26 protein-coding genes and 1 pseudogene are annotated in these 25953 nt (G+C 65.5%); 19 read left to right on the top strand and 8 right to left on the bottom strand.

Translation table 11 applies throughout. The annotated features are described in order from the left end of the window. Positions 1-49 precede the first annotated feature (49 nt). Together GST15_RS07760 and GST15_RS07755 are read left to right on the top strand one after the other, a co-directional pair. Complete coding sequence (locus GST15_RS07760; protein WP_159016690.1) at positions 50-652, top strand: response regulator transcription factor; 603 nt, start codon at positions 50-52, stop codon at positions 650-652. A 144-nt stretch (positions 653-796) separates the two neighbouring features. Continuing rightward, complete coding sequence (locus GST15_RS07755; protein ID WP_159016689.1) at positions 797-2926, top strand: putative bifunctional diguanylate cyclase/phosphodiesterase; 2130 nt, start codon at positions 797-799, stop codon at positions 2924-2926. Between the two features lie 9 nt (positions 2927-2935). On the opposite strand, the gene GST15_RS07750 is transcribed toward GST15_RS07755, so the two are convergent. The 7 genes from GST15_RS07750 to GST15_RS07720 all read right to left on the bottom strand — a co-directional run bounded on the left by GST15_RS07750 (position 2936) and on the right by GST15_RS07720 (position 9871). Beyond that, positions 2936-4312, bottom strand: coding sequence for a leucyl aminopeptidase family protein (locus GST15_RS07750; RefSeq protein WP_159016688.1), 1377 nt, complete (start codon positions 4310-4312; stop codon positions 2936-2938). After that, on the bottom strand, positions 4309-5043 hold the full coding sequence (locus GST15_RS07745; RefSeq protein WP_159016687.1) for an HAD family hydrolase: 735 nt from the start codon (positions 5041-5043) through the stop codon (positions 4309-4311). The genes GST15_RS07750 and GST15_RS07745 overlap by 4 nt, the downstream gene beginning before the upstream one ends. A gap of 655 nt (positions 5044-5698) precedes the next feature. Further along, complete coding sequence (locus tag GST15_RS07740; protein WP_159017103.1) at positions 5699-6769, bottom strand: AI-2E family transporter; 1071 nt, start codon at positions 6767-6769, stop codon at positions 5699-5701. A 113-nt stretch (positions 6770-6882) separates the two neighbouring features. Next, positions 6883-7284, bottom strand: coding sequence for a hypothetical protein (locus tag GST15_RS07735; protein WP_159016686.1), 402 nt, complete (start codon positions 7282-7284; stop codon positions 6883-6885). Positions 7285-7374: 90 nt separating this feature from the next. Continuing rightward, positions 7375-7932 (bottom strand): phage holin family protein, encoded by a 558-nt coding sequence (locus GST15_RS07730; RefSeq protein WP_199268734.1) that lies wholly within the window; start codon positions 7930-7932, stop codon positions 7375-7377. Positions 7933-7940: 8 nt separating this feature from the next. Next, positions 7941-8279, bottom strand: a complete 339-nt coding sequence (locus GST15_RS07725; RefSeq protein WP_425482223.1) for a hypothetical protein — start codon at positions 8277-8279, stop codon at positions 7941-7943. Between the two features lie 134 nt (positions 8280-8413). Next, positions 8414-9871 carry a trypsin-like peptidase domain-containing protein gene (locus GST15_RS07720; RefSeq protein WP_159016684.1) on the bottom strand — a complete coding sequence of 486 codons (1458 nt, stop codon included), beginning with the start codon at positions 9869-9871 and terminating at the stop codon, positions 8414-8416. A 696-nt stretch (positions 9872-10567) separates the two neighbouring features. Between GST15_RS07720 and GST15_RS07715 the strand changes: the two genes are divergently transcribed. From GST15_RS07715 to GST15_RS07670, 10 genes and pseudogenes are all read left to right on the top strand, one after another. Beyond that, positions 10568-12664 carry an adenosylcobalamin-dependent ribonucleoside-diphosphate reductase gene (locus GST15_RS07715; RefSeq protein ID WP_233263136.1) on the top strand — a complete coding sequence of 699 codons (2097 nt, stop codon included), beginning with the start codon at positions 10568-10570 and terminating at the stop codon, positions 12662-12664. A gap of 135 nt (positions 12665-12799) precedes the next feature. Next, complete coding sequence (locus tag GST15_RS07710) at positions 12800-13336, top strand: hypothetical protein (RefSeq protein ID WP_159016683.1); 537 nt, start codon at positions 12800-12802, stop codon at positions 13334-13336. 91 nt (positions 13337-13427) lie between these two features. Continuing rightward, the gene (locus tag GST15_RS07705; protein ID WP_159016682.1) at positions 13428-14213 is read left to right on the top strand and encodes a TSCPD domain-containing protein; all 786 of its coding nucleotides are present in this window, start codon (positions 13428-13430) and stop codon (positions 14211-14213) included. 251 nt (positions 14214-14464) lie between these two features. Next, positions 14465-15352, top strand: coding sequence for a UvrD-helicase domain-containing protein (locus GST15_RS07700; RefSeq protein ID WP_159016681.1), 888 nt, complete (start codon positions 14465-14467; stop codon positions 15350-15352). Further along, positions 15334-15384: pseudogene (locus GST15_RS12965) on the top strand (hypothetical protein); the annotation flags it as partial. The gene GST15_RS07700 and the pseudogene GST15_RS12965, both read left to right, overlap by 19 nt. 45 nt (positions 15385-15429) lie before the next feature. After that, positions 15430-15819: a hypothetical protein gene (locus GST15_RS07695; RefSeq protein ID WP_233263102.1), complete on the top strand. Its 390-nt coding sequence runs from the start codon at positions 15430-15432 to the stop codon at positions 15817-15819. A gap of 185 nt (positions 15820-16004) precedes the next feature. After that, complete coding sequence (locus tag GST15_RS07690; protein ID WP_159016679.1) at positions 16005-16553, top strand: hypothetical protein; 549 nt, start codon at positions 16005-16007, stop codon at positions 16551-16553. A gap of 53 nt (positions 16554-16606) precedes the next feature. Beyond that, a complete protein-coding gene (locus GST15_RS07685; protein ID WP_159016678.1) occupies positions 16607-17551 on the top strand; it encodes a hypothetical protein in 945 nt (314 codons plus the stop codon). A 490-nt stretch (positions 17552-18041) separates the two neighbouring features. After that, positions 18042-18743, top strand: coding sequence for a hypothetical protein (locus GST15_RS07680; RefSeq protein WP_159016677.1), 702 nt, complete (start codon positions 18042-18044; stop codon positions 18741-18743). Positions 18744-19435: 692 nt separating this feature from the next. Then, positions 19436-20044, top strand: a complete 609-nt coding sequence (locus GST15_RS07670) for a hypothetical protein (protein WP_159016675.1) — start codon at positions 19436-19438, stop codon at positions 20042-20044. 157 nt (positions 20045-20201) lie between these two features. On the opposite strand, the gene GST15_RS07665 is transcribed toward GST15_RS07670, so the two are convergent. Next, on the bottom strand, positions 20202-20912 hold the full coding sequence (locus GST15_RS07665; RefSeq protein WP_159016674.1) for a hypothetical protein: 711 nt from the start codon (positions 20910-20912) through the stop codon (positions 20202-20204). 360 nt (positions 20913-21272) lie between these two features. Here GST15_RS07665 and GST15_RS07660 point away from each other — a divergent pair, with 360 nt between their 5' ends. From GST15_RS07660 to GST15_RS07630, 7 genes are all read left to right on the top strand, one after another. Continuing rightward, positions 21273-21794 carry a CcdC protein domain-containing protein gene (locus GST15_RS07660; protein WP_159016673.1) on the top strand — a complete coding sequence of 174 codons (522 nt, stop codon included), beginning with the start codon at positions 21273-21275 and terminating at the stop codon, positions 21792-21794. Positions 21795-21892: 98 nt separating this feature from the next. Further along, entirely contained in the window at positions 21893-22843 is a 951-nt protein-coding gene (locus tag GST15_RS07655; protein WP_159016672.1) for an NmrA/HSCARG family protein, read from the top strand. 83 nt (positions 22844-22926) lie between these two features. Further along, the gene (locus GST15_RS07650) at positions 22927-23406 is read left to right on the top strand and encodes a hypothetical protein (protein ID WP_159016671.1); all 480 of its coding nucleotides are present in this window, start codon (positions 22927-22929) and stop codon (positions 23404-23406) included. 28 nt (positions 23407-23434) lie between these two features. Continuing rightward, positions 23435-23707 (top strand): DUF2798 domain-containing protein, encoded by a 273-nt coding sequence (locus GST15_RS07645; protein WP_159016670.1) that lies wholly within the window; start codon positions 23435-23437, stop codon positions 23705-23707. A gap of 69 nt (positions 23708-23776) precedes the next feature. Beyond that, entirely contained in the window at positions 23777-24553 is a 777-nt protein-coding gene (locus GST15_RS07640; RefSeq protein WP_159016669.1) for a lytic transglycosylase domain-containing protein, read from the top strand. A 104-nt stretch (positions 24554-24657) separates the two neighbouring features. Next, a complete protein-coding gene (locus GST15_RS07635) occupies positions 24658-25167 on the top strand; it encodes a DUF1993 domain-containing protein (RefSeq protein WP_159016668.1) in 510 nt (169 codons plus the stop codon). 103 nt (positions 25168-25270) lie between these two features. Further along, positions 25271-25858 carry an RES family NAD+ phosphorylase gene (locus GST15_RS07630; protein ID WP_159016667.1) on the top strand — a complete coding sequence of 196 codons (588 nt, stop codon included), beginning with the start codon at positions 25271-25273 and terminating at the stop codon, positions 25856-25858. Positions 25859-25953 lie beyond the last annotated feature (95 nt).

Below are 25953 nucleotides of genomic sequence, written 5' to 3'. Positions count from 1 at the left end.
ACGTGCGCTGCCTCGCACGCGCGCCGCGCGCCCTGGGATTGCATCGCCGATGATCCGTCTGCTGCTGGCCGAAGACCAGGCAATGATGCGCGGTGCGCTGTCCGCTCTGCTCGGCCTGGAGCCGGACATCGACGTCGTGGCGACGGCCGCCGATGGGGAAATCGCCTGGCGCGAATTGCAGCGACATCGCCCCGACGTGCTGGTCACCGACATCGAGATGCCAGGCCTGACTGGACTGGAACTGGCGCAACGGCTGCAGCGGCAGGAATGGCCGACCAGGGTCATCATCGTGACCACCTTCGCGCGGCCCGGCTTCCTGCGCCGCGCACTCGAAGCCGGCGTCGGCGGCTACCTGCTCAAGGATGCGCCGGCCGAACAACTCGCCGACGCGGTGCGACGCGTGCATGGCGGCGGCAGGGTCATCGATCCGCAACTGGCGGTCGATGCCTGGTCGGAGACCGATCCGCTCAACGATCGCGAGCGCCAGGTGCTGCGGCTGGCTGGCGGCGGCGCTTCGGCCGGCGAGATCGCCGCGCAGCTGGGCCTGTCGCAGGGGACCGTGCGCAATTACCTGTCGGGCGTCATCGGCAAGCTCGGCGTCGGCAACCGGATCGAGGCCTACCGGCTGGCACGGCAGAAAGGCTGGTTGTAGCAGCAGCCGCCGGCAGCGGTCACCGGCACGTCACGCATGGCGTCGCAACTTGGGCATTCCAGCGGTGCCGGTCGTGCTGGTCCTCGGAGTGCGGCCGCCCTCGCTGCACATGCGCGCACCGGAGGCCCCTGCAGGCACAAGGCCATGAAGCTGTCCGATTTCATCCGGGCCGATATCGAGCCCATCCTCGACGCGTGGGAGCGGTTCGCACGCAGCGTCCCTTCCGCGAGCGGGATGCGGCGGGCGTCCCTGCGCGACCACGCCCGCGGGATCCTGCAGGCCATTGCAGCCGACCTGGACCGCGCGCAATCACGCGAACAGCAAAGCGAAAAAGCCCAGGGTCGCGCCCCGCACCCCGCGAGCGACACCGAAGCCGAACTGCATGGCGCGGGTCGCATGGTGTCGGGATTCAGCGTCAGCGAGGGCCTGTCGGAGTTCCGCGCGCTGCGTGCGAGCGTGATGCGCCTGTGGAGCGAATCCAGCCCATCGGCGCCGCCGGTCATCGATGAGGACCTGGTGCGATTCAACGAGGCGATCGACCAGGCGCTGGCGGAATCCATCGCCCGGTACTCGAGCGACAAGGTCAAGACCAGCCGCCTGTTCGATACGCTGCTCTCCTCGCTGCCGGACCTGAATTTCATCCTCGACACCGACGGCAACTTCATCTACGCCAACAAGGCCATGGCCGACCTCTACGGCATCGTCCCGGACACGTTGGCGACCACCAACATCGGCCTGATCAACGGGCCCATCGCCGGGATCCGGGACAAGCTCCGCGAGGTGGTCGAGGCGAAGGCGACCTATCGCGCGGAGATGCAGCGCAAGGTCCGCAAGGGCCTGGAACTCACCTACGAATACCTGCTTGCACCCGTGGTCGGTCCGGATGGCAGCGTGGACGCGGTCGCCGGGATGGTGCGTGACATCACCGAGCGCAAGGCCTACGAAGAAAACATCAAGCGCGGCCAGAATTTCGACGTGCTGACGGGCTTGCCCAACCGCAGCCTGTTCCGCGACAGGCTGCAGCAGGAGATCCGGCGCGCCGAGCGCAGCCACTCGCTGGCTGCTCTGCTGTACATCGACCTGGATGGCTTCAAGGCGGTCAACGATCGCCTCGGCCACGACGTCGGGGATCGCCTGCTGCAGCTGGCGGCGCAGCGCATCCAGTCCTGCGTGCGGGCGACGGATTCGGTGGCGCGCATGGGTGGCGACGAATTCACCGTGATCCTGTCCGGCGCCAACGACGTGCCGCAGGTCGAGATCGTGGCGCAGGAGATCCTCGATCGCGTGGGCACGGTTTTCACGATCGATGCCGAGGACGTCATCATCTCCGCCAGCATCGGCATCGCCGTCTTCCCGATGGATGGCACGACGCCTGCCCGGCTGCTCGGCAATGCCGACCAGGCGATGTACGTTGCCAAGCAGGCCGGGCGCAACCGTTTCGGTTTCTATACCGCCGACATGCGCGAGGCCGCCTGGGCGCGGCGCAGGGTGATCGAAGACCTGCGCCATGCATTGGACGAGCGCCAGATGTGCGTCCACTACCAGCCCATCGTCGAGCTGTCGGTGGGACGGATCGTCAAGGCCGAGGCCTTGCTGCGATGGCAGCATCCCCGGTCCGGCCTGCTGTTGCCGGCCGCTTTCATCGGTCTTGCCGAAGACACCGGCCTGATCTGCGAGATCGACGATTGGGTATTGGGCCAGGCCGTGAAGCGTGCGCGCGAGTGGAGCGCATTGCTGGGGATGGCGTTCCAGGTCAGCGTCAATACCTCACCGTCGGAATTCATGGGCAGGGAACCGATGAAGTGCTGGGACACCCACCTGGCGCGGCTCCCGACGGCCCGCACGTCCATCTCCATCGAGGTCACCGAGCAGGTCCTGCTCAATGCATCGCCGACCGTTGTCGACAAACTCAAGGCGCTGCACGAGGCAGGGGTCCAGTTGGCCCTGGACCGGTTCGGCACGGGTTATTCCTCCATGTCCTGCCTGAAGGATTTCGACGTCGACTACCTGAAGCTCGACCGCTCGCTGGTGAATGAGGCGGTGGGCGATACGGACCAGCGCGCCGTCGCCGAGGCCGCGATCGTGATGGCGCACATGCTCGGGGTGAAGGTGATCGCCGAAGGCGTGGAGAGCATCGAACAGCGGGACTGGCTGAAGTCCGCTGGCTGCGACTACGCGCAGGGCCACTACTTTTCGGATCCCCTGCCTGGCGCGGACTTCACCGCCCTGCTCCGGCTGCGCACCCCGGCACCGGTGCAGCGCCTGGATTCCTGATCCATTCGCTCAGCCGCAGCGCGCCTTCAGCATCGCGTACGCCGAACGCAATCCCTGCGCCTCGCCGCCGGTGGGGCGGCCCGGCCGATCGCTGTCGTTCCAGCTGTACACGTCCAGGTGCGCCCACGGCAGCGATTGCGGCACGAAGCACTCCAGGTACAGCGCCGCACTGATGCTGCCCGCCATTTTCGACGAGCCGGAATTGGCCAGGTCCGCGATGTTGCTGGTCAGGTAACGCAGGTACGGGCGCCATAGCGGCATCCGCCACAGCGGATCGCGCACCTGCATGCCCGCATCGAGCCATTGCCGGGCCAGCGTCTCGTCGTTGGCGTACAGCGCAGGCAGGTCCGGGCCCAGCGCGGTGCGCGCGGCGCCGGTCAGCGTGGCGAAGTCGAGCAGCACGTCCGGCGACTGCTCGCTGGCGAACGCCAGCGCGTCGCCGAGCACGACGCGCCCCTCGGCGTCGGTGTTGTCGATTTCGATGTGCAGGCCCTTGCGCGTGGCGATCACGTCGCCGGGGCGATAGCTTTCCGGGCCGATGGCATTCTCGACGGCGGGCACGAGCAGGGTGATGCGCATTGGCAGCTTGCGGGCCATGACCAGTTCGGCCAGTGCGATGGCGTGCGCGGCGCCGCCCATGTCCTTCTTCATGTTGCGCATGCCGTCGGCGAGCTTGACGTTGAGCCCGCCGGTGTCGAAGCACACGCCCTTGCCGACGATGGCGACATGCGGATGCGCCGCATTGCCCCAGCGCAATGCGATCAGGCGCGGCTCGCGATGCGATGCGCGGCCGACGGCATGGATCGCGGGAAAATTCCGCGCCAGCAGCTCGTCGCCGGTGATGACCTCGACCGTCGCGTCGTGGCGCGCGGCGATGTCGCGCACCACCTGCTCCAGTTCGGCCGGACCCAGCGACTCGGTCGGCGTGTTGACCAGGTCGCGCACGCGCAGGCTCGCCGCCAGCACGTCGACCGTCTCCGCATCGGGCTTGTCGAGGACCAGCCGCGCCGGTGGCCGCGGCGGTGCGCGGAAGCGATCGTAACGATAGGCGCCCAGGCCCCAGCCAAGCTGCAGCGCCGCGCGGGCGCCGGCATCGAGCGTGCCTTCGACCTGCCAGTCGCCTGCCGGCAGCGCGTAGGGCGCGTGGCCGTAGCTGGCCGGGTCGAGCGCGTCGCCGACGCCGAGCACTGCGCCGGCAAGCCCGCCATCGCCGCCGGGCAGGGCCAGCACCGATCCGGGTGAAGCGTCGTAGCCGTGCGCGGCCAGCCACGCCACGGTCGCCGGGGCCTGGCCTTGCCGCCAGTTGTCCAGCGTGTCGCGGCTGACGATGTGCAGCGGGCGCGGATGCGCGTCGGCGGGAGCGATGAAACCTTGCGGAAGCGTCATGCGGCACTCTGCGAATGATCGGATCGGGAGGCATCCAGCCAGTCGGCCAGTGCGGCGAGTGTGTCGAATTGCAGGTCGGGTCGCACGTCGCGATGCGGCCATTCGCGGATGGCGCCCGCGTCGTCGCGCCGGTTGATCCAGCAGGTGCGCAGGCCGGCCCGCGCCGCGCCGACCACATCCAGCGCGATGTCGTCGCCCACGTGCAACACCTGCGCGGGTTTGCAGCGCAACTGCGCGCAGGCGGCGTGGAAGATGCTGCGCGCCGGCTTGGCCGCGCCGTGCTCGCGCGCGCCGAGTTGGAACGCGAACAGGTGCATCAAGCCGATGCGGTGCAGGCAGGCGTTGCCGTTGCTCACCGCCGCCAGCGGCACGCATGCCGCCAGTCGCTCGAGTGCCGCGACGCTGTCGTCGTAATGCTCCACCTCGCAACGCGCGGCGAAGTAGGCCTCGAACGCCGGCGCGACCAGCGCGGTGTCGTCGCCCGTCGCCTGCAGCATGCGTTCCAGGGTGATCATGCGTTGCGCGGTGAAGTCGTGCGCCAGGTGCGGATGCTCCATCTCGACCTGCTCGCGCAGCACCCGCCGCTCCGCGATCGGCCAACGCACGGCCGCGCGTGGCGCGCATGCCTGCATCCAGGCGTCGAGCGCCGCCTCGGCACGCGCGATGGCGGGTGCGACCGGCCAGAGGGTGTCGTCGAGGTCGAGGGTGATGGCGTGGATCGGGAACGTCATTTGGTGATTTTAGCGCTGGAGGGAGCGGGGTGCTTGGCAGCTGCTGCTGGCAGCTATCGACGTTGACAGATGGTTGCCTGCGGCGCTGAAACGCTTTCGCCGTTGGCGAGTTACTTTTCTTTGATGGCGCCCAAAGAAAAGTAACCAAAAGAAAGGGCGCTTCCGCTCAAGAGCACAGCTCGTGATTGTGTGGGCAACGGCGGATTTTCGGACTCGCCATCCATGGCTCGGCCCCGCACGCATATGAATGCTCGGCGCGCGTCCTGCGCGCCGCCCTCCGGGTCTTGTCGTGCCAGCGATCTCTAGCATTCCTGGCGGCAAGGGCCGCAGTCATGCCGTGGTGGAACCGTTCGCGCGCTTTGCGTTTGCCGTTGACGCTGAAAATGCATGTCACACAAGTCTGGTTGCCCACCCGAAGGGCGGCGCACATGGATGTGCGCCGTTTTCAGTCGAGCCAGGATGGCGAGTCTGAAAATGGCCGAGGAGACTCGCCAGGCGAGTCAGCCTTGATCGGGGAAAGCCGCTTTCTTTTGGTTACTTTTCTCTGCGGCTCTCAAAGAAAAGTAACTCGCCAACGGCGAAAGCGTTTAAAGCGCCGCAGGCAACGCGCGGAGGCGAAAGCGTCAAGGCGCCAAAGCCCGCAATGATCAAACGATCACTCCAGAAGCTTCGCCCACCCTTCCAATCCATCGATCTTCGCCAGCACCAGCTTCACGCACACCAGCAGCGGCACCGCGAGCAGCAGGCCGATGATTCCCCACATCCAGCCGAACACCATCAAGCCCAGGATCAGCACCAGTGGCGACAGCGCCATGCGCCGGCCCAGCACGATCGGGGTGATCAGCTGGCCTTCGAGCGTGTGCAGGCCCAGGTAGATGCCGGCCGGCAGCAGCGAGTGGAGTGGATCGTGGAAGGCGACGAAGCCCATCACCAGCATGATCATGATGCCGATCAGCGGGCCGACGTACGGCGCGAAATTCAGCAGCGCGGCCATCGTGCCCCACAGCAGGGCTTCGTCCAGCGGCACCCGCAGGTAGAACAGCACGCCGGCGAAGATCAGGCCGAAGAGCACGTTGATCACGGTGATCGTGAGCATGTAGCGCGAGATCTCGTGCTCGATCGCCTGCAGGATCTCCACCGTGATGCGCTTCTGCTGGCGTCCGGGCAGCAGTGCGATGGCGTTCCGCTGCAGGCTCTGCCCATAGACCATGAAGAAGAACGTCAACAGCACCACCGCGAGGATCGATGCCACCAGGCGCGGTGTCGCGGTGAGCGCCTTGTACGGATCGTTCGCTTCGGTCTTGACCACCTGCACCGTCGCGCCGCTGGCTTCGCCACCCGCGGCGCGCGCGATGTTCTCGGCTGCCTTGCCGGCCTCGCGCACCGGCTTGACCAGCGTGCGCAGTTTCGGTGCCAGGTCGCGCATCTGGCTGGGCACCTGGCGGATCCATTCGCCTGCTGGCGTGACCAGTTGCCTGCCCAGCTGGAAGGTGCCGGCAATGCCGAGCACCAGCACCAGCAACGCGCCGACGAAGCGCGGGATCCACAGGCGCTGCAGCTGGCGGATGATCGGGTTGCCGACCAGCGCGAAGAACATCGCCAGCAACACCGGCAGGAACAATTCCTGCACGGCGTACAGCGTGAACCCGACCGCCAGCGTGGCCAGCACCACCAGAGCCATCGAGGCGCGCGGGCGTGGACGCGATCCGCGCGGGCTGGCCGGCATGCGATCGGGCTCGACGTCGACGGGCGTCGCTGGCGGCAGCGGTGGCAGCGCCGCGATCGTGTCGACCGGAGGCGCCACGTCAACCGTGGTCGCGGGACCGCTGGCGACCGTGCTCACAGCATGCCTGCTGCGCGCAGGTCGTCGGGTGTCTGCATCGGTGGTTGCACTGGTGCGGCGTTCTGTTGCGCCAGCGCGGCCTCGGGTGCCGTCTGCTGCGCGGTATCGGCCGCCTGTTGGGCCTGCCCGGCGGCGACCTGCGCACTGCCGCCGGCGAACAGCCCGGCGAGCGCGCTGACCATCTGCAGCGCGCCGCTGCCACGGACGACGCGCTTGGCCGGCTCGGCCTTGCCGACCAGGAATCCGGTCACCAGGCCAATCGACACGATGCGCCCCGGCGTCCACGCGGCCGCCCACGATGCCTTGAACTGGCGCCAGTTGGCGCCCGTCCGCCGCTCGCTGGCTTCCAGCGCGGTCTCCGCCTGGTGGACCTTGTCGATCAGGGATTCGAAGCTCATGTCTCGACCTGTGTGCTGGTGCGTTGAGGTGTGCATTGCCTGCGCCCCGGATCAGTGTGCATCACGCGCCGCGGACAAAGGCCAGCTCGGTCACGGCGGGGTGATGTCCACGCCGAGGCCCTTCTTGACCGGCTTGTCGGCGGTGGCATCGGCGACGCGGTCGGCCGCGGCCGTGGTGGAACCGGGCGAACCGGCATCGGGCATGAAGCCGGCCAGTTCGCCGATCCCGAGCCGCGCCAGTTGCCGGCGGGTCGCCTGCAAACGGGTGTGTTCGAAATACCACATCGCGCCCCAGCCAGCCGCCGCCGTGGCCGCGATGCTCAGCACCGCGGTCAGCAGCAACGACAACGACCACGCCCAGCCCAGGCCGGTGCTGAGCCAGGCGACCAGCGCGCCCATCAGCAACAGCCAAGCCGACGCGCCGAAGGCGATCGCGACGCCGGTGAATGCCAGCGTCCGCCCGAAGGCGCTGCGCGCCAGCGAGACGTCGGCGGCCAGCAGGATGCGGAACGCCTTGCTGGCATCGCGTCCCGCGCTCCATGTGGCGCGCCCGGTATCGCCCAGCGCGCGCAGGGCTTCCTCGATACCGGCCACGTCCTCGCGACCGTCACCCGTGTCGCGATCGGCCCCGTCGCCTGCGGCACTCATCGGCAGGTTTACTTGTCGCCGCTGCGCGCGAGCTTGGCGATGATCCAGCCGGTCGCGAACGCCATGCCGAAGGACGCCAGCGGGCGCTCGCGGATGAGGTCGGCGGCGCTTTCGATCAGGTCGCGGCCCTTGTCCATCAGTTGGTCGACCTGCTCGCGGCCCGCGGCGCCGGCCTGCTCGACGGCGGCGATGCCTGACAGTGCGCTCTCGGCCAGTTCGGACTTCACCTGTGCCTTGCCCAGGCGCATTTCCTCGCCCACGGCGCCCGCCGCGCCCTTGATCGCTTCACCGGCATGGCCGGCCGCCTGCTTGAGGTGGGTGCCGGCTTCGCCGAGATTGGTCTTCATGCTGTCGCTGGCGACCGCGGTGCGGTTTCCGTTGCCATTGCCGCTGGTTGTGGTGCTCATGTGTCGACTCCTGGTTCTGGTGGGGTCATCGCACCGGGTGCGAGACGGGAAACGACTGCGCAGCTCGCGCAGCCTCATTGCATCGGCAGGTCACCCTGCATGTTGCCGCGCACGATGCGCAGCACCAGTTGAAGCGGTTGGCCGGCGCCGTGGCGGTTGGAAAAACCCAGTCGGAATCCGGGAAGGTCGTCGAAGCGACCGCTGTTGGCGGCAATGACCACGTCGCCATCCTGCAGTCCGTTCCCCGCCGCCCGGCTGCCCGGCGACACGTGCTGGACCAGCACGCCATCCACGCCAGCCTGCCGCAGGCGCTCGGGCAACTCGGTGAAGGTCGCGCCCGCCAGGCGCGGATCGAGCATCGCACCTTCCACGCTGCGGGCCTGTTCGCGCAGGCTGGCCGCCAGTTCGACCGGCTTGCCGGCACGGCGCAGGTCCAGCGTGACCCGTGTGCCGACGCCCTGCAGGCCCTCGAAGTTGTGCAGCGCCTCGCGGTTGCCGATCGCCTGGCCATTGGCGCCGACGATGACATCGCCCGGCTGCAATCCGGCGGCCGCTCCGGCCGATCCCGGATAGACCCGGGTCACCACCGCGCCGCTCGGCTGCTCCAGGTGCAGCGACGATGCGATCCGCGCGTCGACGTCCTGCGTATCGATGCCCAGGCTGCCGCGGTGCACCTCGCCGGTGCTGGCGAGCTGGCGCATGACATCGCCGGCCAGGTTCGACGGGATGGCGAAGCCCAGGCCGATGTTGCCGGCCATGCTGCCCTGCGGGTTGAAGCTGGCGGTGTTGATGCCGACCAGTTCGCCGCGCAGGTTGACCAGCGCGCCGCCGGAATTGCCGGGATTGATCGACGCGTCGGTCTGGATGAAGTTCTGGAAGCCCAGGCCCTGCAGCCCGGTGCGGCCGACGGCGGACACAATCCCCGACGTCACCGTCTGCCCGATCCCGAACGGATTGCCGACCGCCACGACGAAGTCGCCCACGCGCAACCGGCTGCTGTCCGCCAGCGGGATCGCGGTCAGCCCGGTCGCCTTGATGCGCATCAGCGCGACGTCGGTATCGGGATCCGAGCCGACGAACTGCGCCTTCATCGTGCGCCCGTCGGACAGGGTGACCGACACCGCGTCGGCGCCTTCGATGACATGGTGGTTGGTGAGCACCAGTCCGCGTGCGGCATCGACGATCACCCCGGAGCCCAGCGACTGGTTGATCTGCTCCTGCGGGATGTTGGGGAACATCCGGCGGAACAGCGGATCGTTGGCGAAGGGATTGTTGATCCGCACCCGTTGCTCGCTGTGCACGCTCACCACCGCCGGCAGCACGCGCTGCAGCATCGGTGCCAGCGACGGCAGTTCCTGGCCCTCGACGGCGGTGGGCAGCGCGGCGATCGCGGGCACGGTGATGCTGGTCGCCGGCGCGGCCTGTGCGGGCGTCTCCAGCGAGTCGTGGATCGCGGTCGCGGCAAAGCCGCCGAAAGCAGCGGCGATGGTCAGGGCAAGCAGGGTTTTACCGGGCGATGTCATCGGACGCATGTGTCGTCTTTATCGGTGGTTGATGGTGGCAGCGATGTGAGGGCATGGCCGCGGAATACCAGCGCCTGCCCACATCGCAGCCGACGCCTTCGTCGCCAGTGTCCGATGTTGGCGATGAACCGGGCGTTGCCCGGTCGCAGCGCGTCTGCCACGCAGGCACGGCGGCCAGCGAGTCCAGCGGCGTGTTTCGACGCATCCCGCTGCCCGCCGCGACTGCGATGGTCGCGCCATTCGCCGTTGACTTCATCCCGGCCCGGCGGTAGCGTGGGTCCCCTGCGTCGCCACAACATGTTGTGGTGAATAGGGCAACGGAAGCCCAAGTAATGGGGTATCGCAGGACGTATTCCGCCGGTGAAACCGGCCACTTGGTCACGCCGTTGGGGAGCGGACGGATGCGCGGAACCAGAACCCACGGGGTCTGACCACCACACAACGAGGCAACGTCGTGGCGCGCAAGCTTGGCGCCGCGGCGACAGCGACGCCGCCTTCCACGATCCCGACCCGATCGTGTCGCGGTGCCGGCGATACCACACAGCGACGCGGCAGCAGCCGCGCAGGGACGAGGAGAAGGACAGGATGAGCACAGTGCGCCTGGAGGCAGTCAAGGCCGGCATGGACAACGCGACGGAGCAGGGCGGCAAGGCGGGTGGCGCGGAACGCGTGCCCGGACGCCCGCGCTCGGGTCCGGAGATCCCGATGCAGCCGGCATCGACCGACATCTGGGACAAGAAGTACCGGCTCAAGACCAAGGCCGGTGAGCCGATCGATGCCGACATCGACGGCACCTACCAGCGCGTGGCGAAGGCGCTGTCCGAAGCCGAGCCCACGCCCGACCTGCAGCGCTACTGGAACGAACGCTTCCTGTGGGCGCTGCGCCGCGGCGCGATCCCCGCCGGCCGCATCACCTCCAATGCCGGCGCGCTGGAGCACAAGCCCGCGACCAGCACCATCAACTGCACCGTCTCGGGCACCATCGAGGATTCGATGGACGGCATCCTGGAGAAGGTCCACGAGGCCGGGCTGACGCTCAAGGCCGGCTGCGGTATCGGCTACGAGTTCTCGACGCTGCGTCCGCGCGGCGCGTTCGTCGCCGGCGCTGGCGCCTACACGTCGGGCCCGATGTCCTTCATGGATATCTACGACAAGATGTGTTTCACCGTGTCCTCCGCCGGCGGCCGCCGTGGCGCGCAGATGGGCACGTTCGACGTCTCCCATCCCGACGTGAAGGACTTCATCCGCGCCAAGCGCGAGGACGGGCGCCTGCGCCAGTTCAACCTGTCGCTGCTGATCACCGACGGCTTCATGGAGGCGGTGGCGCAGGATGGCGACTGGCCGATGGTGTTCCCGATCAACGCCAAGGAGCAGGGCGACTTCGATGTCAGCGACGACAGCCAGGTGGTCTGGCGCGACTGGCCGACGCACAAGAACTACGTGACCCGCGACGACGGCCTGGTCGCCTGCCGCATCTACGGCCACATCCGCGCCCGGCACCTGTGGGACATGATCATGGTCTCGACGTACGACTACGCCGAGCCGGGTTTCATCCTGATCGACCGCGTCAACGAGATGAACAACAACTGGTGGTGCGAGAACATCCGCGCGACCAACCCCTGCGGCGAGCAGCCGCTGCCGCCCTACGGCGCCTGCCTGCTGGGCTCGGTCAACCTGACCAACTTCGTGCATGACCCCTTCACCGACCAGGCCTATTTCGACTGGGAGGAATACAAGGAAGTCGTGCGCGTGTTCACCCGCATGCTCGACAACGTGGTCGAGGTCAACGGCCTGCCGTTGCAGAAGCAGCGCGACGAGATCCTGCGCAAGCGCCGCCACGGCATGGGCTTCCTCGGCCTGGGCAGCACCGTGACCATGCTGAAGATGCGTTATGGCTCGGCGGAGTCCTGCGAGTTCACCGAGCGCGTCGCCCGCGAGATGGCCGTCGCCGGCTGGGAAACCGGCCTGGCGCTGGCGAAGGAAAAAGGCGCCGCCCCGATCATGGAGGAGCGCTTCACGGTCACCGCCGAGATGCTGCGCAAGCGTCCGGAGATGGCCGCCGATGGCTGGCTGATCGGCCAGGAGATCGAAGGCAAGCTGCTGCACGCGCGCTACTCGCGCTACATGCAGCGCGTGGCCGAGGTCGCCCCGGACCTGGTCGACGAACTGGCCGAGGTCGGCTCGCGCTTCACCCACCACAGCTCGATCGCGCCCACCGGCACCATCTCGCTCTCGCTGGCCAACAACGCCAGCAACGGCATCGAGCCGTCCTTCGCCCACCACTACAGCCGCAACGTCATCCGCGAGGGCAAGAAGTCCAAGGAAAAGGTCGACGTCTGGTCCTACGAGCTGCTGGCCTACCGCGAGCTGGTCAACCCGGCCGCGGTGCCCTTCGCCGAGACCGACGCCGGGCGCCTGCCGGACTACTTCATCTCGGCCGACGACATCAGCCCCAAGGAACACGTCGACGTCCAGGCCGCCGCGCAGAAGTGGGTGGATTCCTCCATCTCCAAGACCGCGAACGTCCCCACCGACTACCCCTACGAGGACTTCAAGGACATCTACCGCTACGCCCACCAGCAGGGCCTGAAGGGTTGCACCACGTTCCGCTTCAACCCGGCCGCCTTCCAGGGCGTGCTGGTCAAGGAGGCGGACCTGGAGAACACCCTGTACCGGTTCGAGCTGGAAGACGGCAGCGTGATCGAGGTCAAGGGCAACGAGCAGATCGAGTACGACGGCGAGATGCACACCGCCGCCAATCTCTTCGACGCGTTGAAAGAGGGGTACTACGGCAAGTTCTGAGGACCGCCCGGTCCGGATGTGATGCGCGACGCTCCCCGGTGCGTCGCGCACGCTGCACTCACGCGCATTCCGGGTATAGCATCGCGCTGTTCCACACTGCGTGGATCATCAGCAGGTACCAGACGAGGAGGGCAAATGAGCAACGGAAACGGAGTGACGGCGACGCTGTCGAAGGCCGCTGAAAGCGTCAAGGACACTGCCAGCAGCATGGGCAGCGCGATTGCTTCCACCGCCGAAGACGCGGTGAAGGCAGTCAAGAAGACCGCCAAGAAGGCGCGCAAGGCCGTGACCAAGTCGGTGACCAAGGCCAAGAAGAAGCTCGCTTCCGCCAGCGCCAGTGCCAAGGCCGAGGCGGCGACGCTCAAGCGCAAGGGCGCCGGCAAGAAGGCAGCGGTCAAGAAGGCAGTGAAGAAGGCCGGCAAGAAGGCCACCGCCAAGAAGGCGTCGGTCAAGAAGGCCGTGCGCAAGGTCGCCAAGAAGGTCGCTGCCAAGAAGACGTCCGCCAAGCGCGCCGTCAAGAAGGCAGTCAAGAAGGCAACCGCCAAGCGTCCGGCCAAGAAGGCCGCCGCGAAGAAGGCACCGGCGCGCAAGACGGCAGCAAAGAAAGCCGCCAAGCGCCCGGCGGCCCGCAAGACCGCAAAGAAGGCCGCCAGGAAGACCGCGCGCCGCTAGCCCGACACCGTCGCGCCGGATTGCTGGCGCGACGGTGGTTTTTGCGGACACGCACGCCACCACGCACCACAACCCCCGCTCCAGGATCCCCATGGCCGTCAAGATCGACAAGAAAATCAAGGGCTACGCCGTCGTCACCCCCGAGGCGAAGGAAGCCGCGCGCGTCGAATCCGTGCAGCGCGCCGCGCTCGAGGCGCAGCTGCCGATGGCCGACGTCATCCAGATGCACGAGAAGATCGAGCGCCCCGAGGTGCTGATCGGCTCCACCTACAAGATCAAGTCGCCGCTGGTGGAACACGCCATGTACGTGACCATCAACGACATCGTCCTGAATGCCGGCAGCGAGCACGAGCAGCGCCGCCCGTTCGAGATCTTCATCAATTCCAAGTCGATGGACCACTTCCAGTGGATCGTCGCGCTGACCCGCATCATGTCCGCCGTGTTCCGCAAGGGCGGCGACGTCACCTTCCTCGTCGAGGAAATGAAAGCGGTGTTCGATCCCAAGGGCGGCTACTTCAAGGCTGGTGGCGTCTACATGCCGTCGCTGGTCGCCGAGCTCGGCAGCATCGTCGAGGACCACCTCAAGTCGATCGGGATGATGCACGACCCCGACATGAGCGACGCCACCCGCGCCCTCATCGCGGAAAAGCGCGCCGCCTTCAACAAGCTCGGCTCAAAAAAAAACCCTGACGTAAGCGCGACAGTCGCGCGCCGCACCACCGAGAACGAGTCGCACGAGGAAACCATCGAGGTCACCGGCGACGGTGCGTCGTTCCCGCCGTCGGCTGCGATGTGCCACAAGTGCAGCACCAAGGCCGTGGTGATCATGGATGGGTGTGCGACTTGTTTGAACTGTGGGTATTCGAAGTGCGGGTGATCAACTCGCTTGGGAGCATGGCGTAATGGACTCTTGTGCGGACCCCCAAAAGGCTCTAGTTGAGTACCCATAAGAGGCTAGTGCGGCTCGCAAAAGATGCTAGTTGGTAGGCAAAAGACGCTAGTTTCCTTAATTGAGTGGGGTCTGATCTCTTTTTGGCCCGGAATTTGCCTTGATCTAGCTGGCTGATTAGCGTGGCTGCATCAAGCATGCGTCAGCGTAGAAAGCGCGGTAGCAGGGGGATGCACTGAATGTTGTCGGCGCAGGCGTTTGTGGAGTTCGTGACGGCTGTACTGGGGCGACCGCTGAATGAAGAGCAGGCGGCCTGCGTGGGCGGGCCAGCCGATGCGCCCGTACTAATCATCGCCGGCCCAGGGACGGGGAAGACGACCGTCATGGTGCTCCGGGCGCTCCGCCACCTTTTGGTGGACGCCATCCCTCCCGAGCGCATCCTTATTACGACCTTCACTAAAAAGGCCGCGCAGGAAGTTCGTACGCGCTGGCTAGACTGGGGTTTGCCCCTCATCGAAGCCGCTCGGCAGCATCCGAGCATGCAAAGTCTTGCTGACCAGAGATGGTTGTCGACCATTGACCTCAACCACTGCCTTACCGGTACCTTGGATTCGATTTGCGAGGAAATGCTGGGGGAATACAGGCCGGCAGGGACTGTGACGCCAATCCTGGTGGAGGGCTTTCCCGCCAACCAGATGCTGCTTCGAGCTGGCCTTTCAGCCAATTACTATGCTCAGAAGGACCCGTTAGATCGGTACCTTGCCGGTTATACGTTCGAAGGTGACGCGCCGCGGACGCTGGCGGACATGGTCAAAACGGCTCGGCCCATCCTGGACCGGTTCGTCCACGACCGAATCGACTTGGCGGGGTATCGCCAATCGGCGGAGCATGAGGTAGCCAAGGAGACCCTTGCCGCATCCTTCGATGCGTACTGTGCTGATCTAGGGAAACGCTCGCAGCTGGACTTTGCCCTGCTGGAGCAGACCTTCCTCGAATGGATCGTCCAAGGTCGCCTCGACCCCGCAGTGCTTTTCAACTCGGGCGCCTGCGCCATTCGGGGATATTGCAAGTTAAGTATGACCACCGAGGTCGCGGCATTGGCCGAAGGATGGTCGAACATTGCGTAAAACTCGCGTTGCGGGATGAGGAGTGTCTCCTACATATTCAGTGCAAGCCGTCCAGCTCAATCCCCTTCTGGCAACGAATGGGATTCGAGATTGTTAGGGACGGCATGGGCCGGAATAATGCGTTCCGGATCCTGCCTAAGCAGTTTCCCCTGCCGGATGACGGAACACTCACGGAAGTCGTAGTCCGTTTCTATCCGGAAAATAGGAAATGGAATGAATCCACTGAACCCTTCGTGGTGCATACCCCTGAAGCGAAGACGCTTCCGAATGGAACAGTGAGATTAGGCGAGCGCGTCCTGTTTCACGAGACTGCTCATCCCGCCGCCGGGGATGTCGTCGTCGAGATTGAGATCGACGGTAAGCAAATTCACTTGGACAAGGCGAAATATAAGCAATCCCAAGACCTTGGCGTTCTACGATGTAGCAATGGCTGGTTCATCGATCAGGTCGAAGGTAGTCTCAGGTGAAACTTGAGACCACGAACCCTAGGGACGCGCTAGGCGCATGGTTTCCTGGAGACCGACAAAATCTCGGTGACCCAATCAGTCGATGAAAATCTGCGTCTAAATGCCTAGCGACGGGGAATCACAGCGCCTTAACAAATCCATATTTAGCCTGAACAGCGCGTCATTCCCTCTATTAGGAGACTACGATGTCGATCAAGTCATTCGTGTTATCCGCCGCGCTCTTGGGGATTATCTCTGCTCCGACAATGGCGTCGAAGCTCACGCAGCCAGCCGGATCCAACAATGATGCTCTGCTTGAACGTCAGTTGATTGATCGCGACTTGGCCAGTCGCACAGCTCCTATCCACTCTCAAGCTGACGCGCGTCGTTATATCGCGAGCAATGCAGGGAGGAAAACGCCATTTACCGCACTGTCGCGAGGCGCACAAGAGCGATTTTTGCAGAGCCTGGTATTTACCACCAAGGGACTTGCGAGCTTCGAATACGCCGATCTCTCTGCAGAGTTGACCGCAACGCAAGTTTATAAGCTACTTGCGTTGTTTGGGGCCCAAGACTCAACGCATTTTATTCCGAATCTTCGCGTCGTTGATTCCACAGACGCGGCCATTGTCGACAAGCGCAATGCAAAGATTGGTCCCCTTACCGACTATCCGGGATACAAATGCTCGCCGCCCGCGACGTGCGAGCCGAGCTTCTCGACAATTTGCATCGGCAGCAATTGCTTAGTCAGATGATCGAGACGTGCTTGGATGGCCGAGGAATTCGTGGTTAACCGAATGGACGAGAAATGAACCTGTGTTCGACACGGACGGCGTTAGTCGTTGGTCTAATGCTGAGTTTTGCAAATGCCTATGGATCGACGCAGGGAATCTCCAGCGTCGAATCTAAGTTCAACCATTTCTTCGCCTTGACGGAACAGAGTATAGAAATGCCGCAACCGCAGAGGCTGGCAAAAATCAAAGCTTCGTACTATTCGAATTTTGACCAGGCGGCAACACCATCCAAACTTGCCCATTTGAACGATGACGATGTGGCTCTGCTTTACAGAGCCGCCGAGGTCGCCGAGTTCTACCTCGAGGAACCGGCGTACTTGAATGACATGGAAGATACGCTGCAGGAATTGGAGAGTCGCAAGGCAGCCACCGAAGACCAACGCGCCGCCTTTTTTCGGGCGCTGATTGGTCTTCGGCGATTCCAGACGGCAGCTGAATATTTCGGGGCGCATCCCTCAATACGGGTCGAAGCTGTCCCAAAGGTCGCACCGCTCGAAAAGGATTTGAAGCAGCCCATCGTCTACGCCGTAACGAAAGACGCGCACTCGTTGCGCCCTGAGTACGTCGATGTCGCGCGAGGTATCCATCTCATTGTCGTCTCACATCCCTTGTGTGCATTTTCGCGTCGTGCAATGAGCGTTATGGCGAGCGATGCGGAGCTCCGACCGGTTCTGCAGTACACAACTTGGCTTGCCCCAGTCGATCAACGCCTTAATCTTGACGTGGTAAGCGCGTGGAATGCGCAGCACTCAGACACACCGGTAGTCATCGCGCGTCGTCGATCGGACTGGCCCATGTTCGATGAATGGGGTACGCCTCACTTCTATCTTTTTCGCGATGGAAGGATGATCGGCGATTTCGCGGGCTGGCCCCTTGAAGGTAATCGCGGCAATCGCGAAAAGCTCGTCGAGCTCCTTACCGAAGGTGGCTTGCTCCAAAGATCTGCTAACACAAAGTGAAACCGCCTGATGGTCATCCTTGATTGCCAAAGGACGGCTAACGGCTGACTCGGAGTTCTTCCAGTCGCTCCTGCCGGCTTACGACCGGGCCCTGCAGACCGACCTGATCTTGTCCGGAACGATGGAACAAGAATGCCCCGGTTTGCTGGGGCCTTTTTGTGGGGCCAGCCTACATGCAGCTGTTGGCAATGGTTCTCTCGCTAGCCATGGGTGGCATCGTGTAACTAGCTGATTTCAATAGATGAAACGGCAGTGCTGCGAAACTAGCTCTTTATGCGTATCAGCATGAAGGAAACTAGCGCCTTCTGCGTACCATTAACTAGCGAGAGGACGCGCTCCTGCTACTGGCACCGGCGGATTCACTCACGACCCGCTAGGGGGTTCTCTAAGAACCCACAACTCTGGCGATACTGCAATACAACGAACGAGTATCGCGAGGCGAGTGCGTGCCCAGTTGGAGCGGCAACTGAGCTTTCCCAAGAACCAAGCTATGCACCAGGCATGGGCTAATGCTTGGGGGGTTGAACCGCTGGATCCCCATCAGCCGCAAACGGTTGCTGCAGAAGTTGCTAGGAGACTATCCCTCCTAGACAGTCAGCTTATCGAGCTCGATCAAAGATTACGGAAATCCAATCCTAAGTTGTCGGTCAACACGACAACCAATCAGATTCATAGATACAGACTCATCTTGGCCAACACACTGCAACATCTCGGCGCGCCGTGGGGGAATGTAGAGCCACAACTTACGCCAGATTTAGTGAAATGCTTGGAGTTCTGGGATGAGTTGATTGAACCTGATGAAGTAGTAATTGCTAGTGCAGAACTAGATTCACTTTCGCAGCAAATCAGGGAAGCCCTTGCAGCTGCGCAATCAATTGAAAATACTGATTTGCGATCGGCAATTACATCAATTCTAAATCAGCTGTTGAACGCGCTAGCTGACTATCAGGTTGGTGGGTTGAAGGCATTTCAGGCCGCTTTTAGAGAGGCATTGGCGGAGGTTTATTCCAGCGAATCAGTGTTGAAGGCAAACCAAAATTCGGACGCCGTTGGGGCATTTGGCCGCGTCTGGGCGCGATTTGTTGACGTGTGTCAGCCGCTGATTTTCGCCGATAATTTACTGACAGCTGGCGGGCGTTTCAAAGAATTTGGACATCAGGTTATGGCGCTGATCGGTCAGGCGACGAGCTAGCAATCGGGTGGGTAAAACCCGCTAACGTTGCCACGCAGCCCGGGTAAGCGAAGCGCGCCCGGGGCTCTTCGATCGGCGAGAACCCGGGTGCGGCCTTTGGCCTTACCCGGGCTACGGTGGATCGCATGGTGCGTCACATTGACGTTGCCACGTAACGCGCGTAAGGCGGGTTGAAACCCGCCCTACAGAAGTGTCGTAGGGCGGGTTTCAACCCGCCATCTCGGGATGGTCGGTGTCGGGGAAACCATCAAAAGCTTCCGCCTCGGCGGGTCACTTTTGTTACGGCAAAAGTAACCAAAACCACTTGCGCCAGGACGCGCGCCGATGCGATGAAGCTGCATCGGTGCCCTGCGCTCCGGACTGGGGCACATCCATGTGCCCCACCCACGCTTCGCGCGGGCGCCATTCGGCGGTCCAAATCGTTCCAGACGATTTGTCGGCCGAAGCGGCACGGCGCCCAAACTCGCTTCGCTCAGACATGGGCGCCTCTTCGGCCGCTTCGCCCTCCGGTGCTCGGCGCGCTTTATGGCGCAGCACGTCAACGGCCAGGGCAACGACGTGACATGACGTGGCAATGACGTAGCCCGGGTAAGCGAAGCGCACCCGGGGGCTCGGTTGGCAACCCGCGCGCATGGCCCTACGCTGCATCGCCGGTCGGTGGCCGGCATTCCGAAACAGTCCTTGGAGGGACGATGAAGCGATTGCTGATGGGGATTGCACTTTTGCTCATGCTGCCGCTGGCAGGTTGCGTGACGACATCGGGTTACATGGCGCCCAGCGTGGCCACCGCGGCGATGCCGCAGGCCGGGAAGGCGATGGTGGTGTTCATGCGGCCGTCGAATTACGGCGGGGCGATCCAGGCATCGGTGTATGACGCCACGCGGCCGGCGCAGGAGTTCATCGGCATCGTGTCCGGCAACACCAAGATCGCCTACCAGGCGGATCCGGGGAAACATCTGTTCATGGTGGTGGGTGAGAACGCCGATTTCCTCAACGCCACGCTCGACGCCGGCAAGACGTATTACGTCCTGGTGAGCCCGCGCATGGGGATGTGGAAGGCACGCTTCTCGCTACTGCCGATCCACAACGATCCCGCGGCCAAGTACAGCACGCGATCCGCCGATTTCGCCAAGTGGCAGGCGGGCACGCGTTGGGTCCAGAAGACGCCGGCGGCCGACGCCTGGTATCTCGACAATGCGGCCAACGTCACGTCAAAGCGGGCCGACTACATGCAGCGGTGGAATACGGCATCGGCCGAGCAGCAGGCCGAGTTGACGTTGCTCCCGGGCGACGGGACCTGAGGTCCGCTACGACGCTCCACCCTGGGCCCACGCGATTCCGATCGCGTGGCGCCATACGCACGACGCCCGCGCAAGCGGGCGTCGTGCCGAGCGGGCTGCGGCTGGGGACCGCGTAGCAGGCTTCGGCGCGGGAGTGGCGACCTGCGCGATCCGCGGATCACCCGCGTCGCCGCTCCACCACGGGGCGCGGGATCACCGTCGCGTTGCGGGTGATGGCGACGGTATTTGCCGCCGTCGCGCGTCCCGCCTGCCACTCGAGCCAGGCTGCGGCCACGGCGATGCCGCCGAAGGTCAGCGGACCGCCGGGCCAGGAGTGGGTGTTGAAGACTTCCAGCCCGAATCCCGAGACGCCGAGCAGCAGCACCGGTGGCCAGCTGCGGCCGGCGTGCTTGAGCGTGACGGCGGCGGCCACGGTGCCGATGCTCAGCGTCGCGGCGCCGATCATGGACAGTGACGGGATGTGGTCCTGGCGCACGCCGCCGACGATGGGATGCAGCCAGATCGCATCGATGGCCGCGCGCCATGTTTCGGGGTGTCCCGATGCATGCGCCGCCTGCACCAGGATGCCGGTCGCCACGCCGGCCGCCGTGTCGAATGCGACGAAGCAGATGGCGAAGACGAACAGCGCGGCGCGGCTGGCCATCGCGGTCAGCCCCGTCATGCCGCGCAGGAGCGACACCACCGCCAGCGCCGCCAGTGGGAACAGCACGATCTGTGCGTAATGCACGAACAGCCAGGTGTTGACCTGTACGGCCAGCAGGTCATCCGCGTGCGGATGCGGGTGGAAGAGTTCCAGCAATGCCAGCAGCAATGGGGCCAGTGCGACCAGTGCAGCCTTGGCCAACGTCCGTTGTTCGTGCGGATCCATGTACGCCCCTGTGGGTTGAGCCGTTCGTGAGCGCGGATGCACTCGCTGACCAGTGTCGCCTGAAGTCAGCCGATTGCTGTCGCCAGGGCCGATGCTCGCGGCCAACCTCATCCATTGGGCATGGCTTGAGCGCGAGGGCGCACAGGAATACCCGGTACAGCCGTGAGCCGGGGTGAAAGCGGCAATGATCGCGGGCAGGCGGGGCCCCGTGCTGACAGGACGGCCGCTCGATGGCTCGGTGGGCCGGCAGGCGGCCCCCGACGTTTGCCATCGAAGTCGACCGTGGACGTCGCTGCAGGCCGGCGCACAACCCGGCCGCTTCCGGCCCACAATGCCCGCTCCACCACCGTGGCCATGCGAATGACCGTTGCGCACCCGCCGAGCCTGACGCCGTTGTTGTTCGCTGCCGGCATCGGCTGGATCTATTACCGCCGGATCCGGCGCCAGTTCGGTCGCCAGCCCTACCAGCACAAGCGCGCACTGTTGCGCACCGGCCTGCTGGCCCTGGTCCTGTGCGGGCTGCTCGTGTCGGCCGTCGCCCTGCCGAAGGTCGGCCTGGCGATCGTGGTCGGGCTCCTGCTCGGCGGGGTGCTGGGCGCGGCCGCGTTGCGCTTCACCAGCATCGAGGCGGTCGATGGCGCGCGCTGGTACACACCCAATCCATGGATCGGCGGCGCGCTGTCCCTGCTGCTGGTCGGGCGGCTGGCGTGGCGCTGGGGCGGCGGCGCATTCTCGCAGGGCGGCGCGCAGGTCGCGCAGAACATGAGTCCGCTGACACTCGGGATCCTGGCTGCGCTGGTCGCGTACTACGTCGTCAATGGCGCTGGCCTTGCATGGCGCATGCGCGAACTCGCACCGGGCGTGGAGCAAACCGTCGCCTGATCGCGCGGCAGTGCAGAGCCGTGCCGCTGCACCTGACCGCGTGACTGCCCCTTCCGCGTTTGCTGCATGCATCGCGGAACGATAGGGAGTCGACGGGCATGGACAGGAAGCTGATTGCGGTCGTCGGTGCGACCGGTGCGCAGGGCGGCGGACTGGCTCGCTCCATCCTGGATGATCCGGACGGCGGCTTCGCCGTGCGTGCGATCACCCGTGACGTCAACTCGCCCAAGGCCAAAGCGCTCGCCGCGCGCGGCGCCGAGGTGGTGGCCGCCAACCTCGACGACGAACCCAGCCTGGAGCGAGCGTTCAAGGGCGCGCATGGCGCGTATTGCGTCACCAATTTCTGGGAGCACTTTTCGCCGGAGAAGGAGAGCACCCAGGCACGCAACCTGGCGCAGGCGACGAAGGCGGCCGGCGTCAGCCATGTCATCTGGTCGACGCTGGAGGACACGCGGCGCCTTGTTCCATTGGCCGACGACCGCATGCCGACATTGATGGGCCACTACAAGGTCCCGCACTTCGATGCCAAGGGTGAAGCCGATGCGTTCTTCACCGACGCCGGCGTGCCGACGACCTTCCTGCTGACATCGTTCTACTGGGACAACCTGATCCATTTCGGCATGGGTCCCAAGCCCGGTCCCGATGGCGCGCTGGTGTTCACCCTGCCGATGGGCGACGCGCCCTTGCCCGGCATTGCCGTGGAAGACATCGGCCGCAGCGCGCATGGGATATTCCGGGAGGGCCCGACGCTCATCGGCAAGACCGTCGGCATCGTCGGCGAAAGCCTCACCGGCGCGCAGATGGCGGCCGGGCTGCAGCGCGCGCTGGGCCGCGAGGTGCGCTACAAGGCGGTGACGCCGGCGCAGTATCGCGGGTTTGGTTTCCCCGGCGCGGATGACCTGGGCAACATGTTCCAGTACAACCATGATTTCGCGCGCGAGTTCGGCGCGGCGCGCGATGCTGCGCAGACACGCAGGCTCAATCCGCGACTGCAGACGTTCGCGCAATGGCTGCAGGCGCACGCCGCGGACATTCCGCTGGACGCCTGAGCGACGCCTCGTCGCACCGCGGATCGTGCGCGGTCGTCGCAGGCGGGCCGTTTATAGTGCGTCGCCCGATCGGAGCGACGCCCATGCGCAACTGGATCCTTCCCGCCTTCGCGCTGTTGGCGGCGTGCAGTGCAAGCCCGCCGCCTGCAGCCCCGGTCGAACATCCGGCTGCGCCGTCAACGACCGCGTTGCCGACGACGACCTCGCAGGCAACGACTGCGTCCACGCCGCGCGCGGCCGATGCGCCCACGGCGGCGCCTGCATTCGTCGACAAGGTCTGGCGTGTCGGGGCGTCGTCCACGCTGCAGCCGGGGACCACCTACGCGTTCCTCGGCGACGGCACGCTGGTCATCGATGCGCCGGGTGGCACGCCGATGACGGGCAGCTGGCGCCAGGTTGATGGCCGGCTGACGATGGTCGAGGACGGCATCGCCTATCCCACCGACATCGTCGCCATCGACGCCAGCCATCTGGTCCTGCGCAGCCACAACCCCGGCGGCAGCGTGCTGATCCCGCTGGACGTCGCGCCGGATGTGCCCTTGCCGCGCACGTCGGCGAAATGACGCTGCGTTGTTGAGTTCCGGATCCCGCATGCCGTCTCCCTCGACCCCGCCAGGCGACGGCGTCGAGCGTCGCGCGCAGCGCCTGCTGCCGGGCTTCCTGGCCACCGGCATGTCGGCGTTCGTGGCGCTGGTGGTCACGGTGGTCAACACCGGCATCGATGGCGGCTTGCCGTGGCGCTGGCTGCTGGCCTGGTTGCTGGCGTGGCCGGCGGCCGTCGTCGCGGCCTACGGATTCCGCCCGCTGGCCTGGCGCGCCGCGGTCCTGGTCGCCCGGCGTCGCCGGGCCCCCGACCCGCCCTGATCCGGGGCGGCGGCCGGGCGGGGCGTCTTCACGTCCTGCCTCGGCTGGACTGGCTTAACTGCGTGACCGATGTCACGTTATTCCGCCCTCGCCCTGATGACCGTGCTGGCCGCGACGCTGCCGGCGGCGGCCAGCGCCCGCACGCTCTACACCTGCCTGCGCGATGACCGCCTGAGCTTCGCCACCGCGCCGGAGCCGGGCTCGCGCTGCAAGGCGAAGCAGGTCAGCGCCGGCCGCTCGAAGCACCCGAATTTCTGGGGCAGCCTCGGCCCGGTGCGCGGCAACGTCTACCAGCACCGCGTCGGCGGCAGGATGGTCTACAGCACGCGCGCGATTCCCGGCTGGACCGAGGTGCAGTCGGTGGTCGCGCTGAAACCGCCGCCCGACTCGAGCGTCCACCTGGGCCTGGGCCGGATCGGCGCTCCGCGCCTGGATGCATTCGCCGCGCAGTTCCGCGCGGCCGCGCGCCGGACCGGCGTCGAGGATGCCTGGCTGCGCGCGATCGCCCACGCCGAAAGCGGCTTCGATCCCTTCGCGCGCTCGCCCAAGGGCGCGCAGGGCGTGATGCAGCTGATGCCGGCGGTGGCGCGTGCCTACGGCGTCATGGATCCGTTTTCCTCGGCGCAATCCATCGATGGCGGCGCCCGCCACATCAAGTCGCTGATGCGGCTCTACAAGGGCGACCTGACCCTCGTCGCCGCGGCGTACAACGCCGGCGCCGGCTCGGTGCAGCGCTTTGGCGGCGTGCCTCCGTACTCCGAGACGCAGGCCTACGTGGAGAAGGTGCAGGCGCTGTACGCGCGCTATCGCGCCGCATTGGGCCGGTCGCCGCGCGCCGGTTCCTGAGCGTTCGCCCGCGCGGGCAGGCCAGGCGAATCGCGACTCCCGTATTCAGCGGCGGCGCGCGACGGGTTAATCTCGCCGGCCAGGTTTCCGCAAGGCGTCCCCGCATGAGCATCACGATGTACCAGGCTTCGGTCCCCGTCTTCCTCCGTGCGCTGTCGAGCCTGCGCGGGGTGTTGCAGAAGGGCGAGGCCTTCGCCGTGGAAAAAGGCTTTGCGCCCGAGGTGCTGGTGCAGACCCGGCTGATCGCCGACATGTTGCCGCTGTCGCGGCAGGTGCAGATCGCCTGCGACATGGCCAAGAACGGCAGCTTCCGCCTGGCCGGGCAGGAGCCGCCCAAGTTCGAGGATGACGAGACGGACTTCGCGCAGCTGTATTCGCGCATCGACCGCACCATCGCGGTGATCCGCGACCTGCCGGCGGACCAGATCGACGGCAGCGAGGCGCGCCCCATCCACCTGCAGATGCGCAGCGGCGCACTCGACTTCGAAGGCCTGTACTACCTGCTCGATTTCGTCCTGCCCAACCTGTATTTCCACTGCACGACCACCTACGCCATCCTGCGCGAGGCCGGCGTGCCGATCGGCAAGATGGACTTCATGGGTGCCCAGCGCTGAGCTTCCCGCACTGGCGGTGAGCGGCCGGGCCGTCATGGCGGCCGCTCACGATCGCGCGACGGCGGTTGTCGCAGACTCGGCCGATCTTCCCTGGAAGATCGATATGACTGCCCAGGCAAACAGCGAATCCACCCGGTCCCTCGACGACGCGCTCGCGGACACGTTTCCCGCCAGCGATCCGCCGTCGCAGACATCCCCGACCGCGGCAACGCCATCGGCGGCCTGGATCCGCTCCAATGAGACCGGCGAGCTGCGCATCTACCGGGTGATCGAGCCGAGCCAGGCTTACCAGCCTTTCGAGCCGGACGACGACGGTGGCCGATGGACGCCTGCGGGCGTTCCCTGTGTGTACGCGTCGCTGTCGCCGGCGACGGCATTGCTGGAATACCTGGCGCACCTGGAAGGCCGCACGCCGCCGGAACTGCTGCTTGCGGTCGGCATGATCCCCTCGGCCTCGGTGATCTCGGAAATCAACGAGCCCTCGACGTGGTGCGAATTGCCCTACCGGCCGGAAGTGCAGCAGGTCGGCGCGTCCTGGCTGCGGTCGCGCGCGTCGCTGGCCATGCGCGTGCCCAGCGCGCTGTGCCGCGACGAATGCAACATCCTGCTCAATCCGCAGCATCCTGATTTCTCGATCCTGCAGCTGGTCGCCTTGCGTCCGCTGCGGATCGACGAGCGCATCCGCAGCTGAATCGCAGCGCTTGCATGGCCACGGGCGGCGCTCCCGGCGCTTGCTACCCTGCGCGCGCGTCCCCATTCACCAATACGCCGAGGCCACCAGCCTTT

Origin of the sequence: Cognatiluteimonas profundi, assembly GCF_009792795.1 — a bacterium.
Taxonomy (GTDB): Bacteria; Pseudomonadota; Gammaproteobacteria; order Xanthomonadales; family Xanthomonadaceae; genus Cognatiluteimonas; species Cognatiluteimonas profundi.
This window is presented reverse-complemented; position numbering and strand designations above follow the sequence as displayed.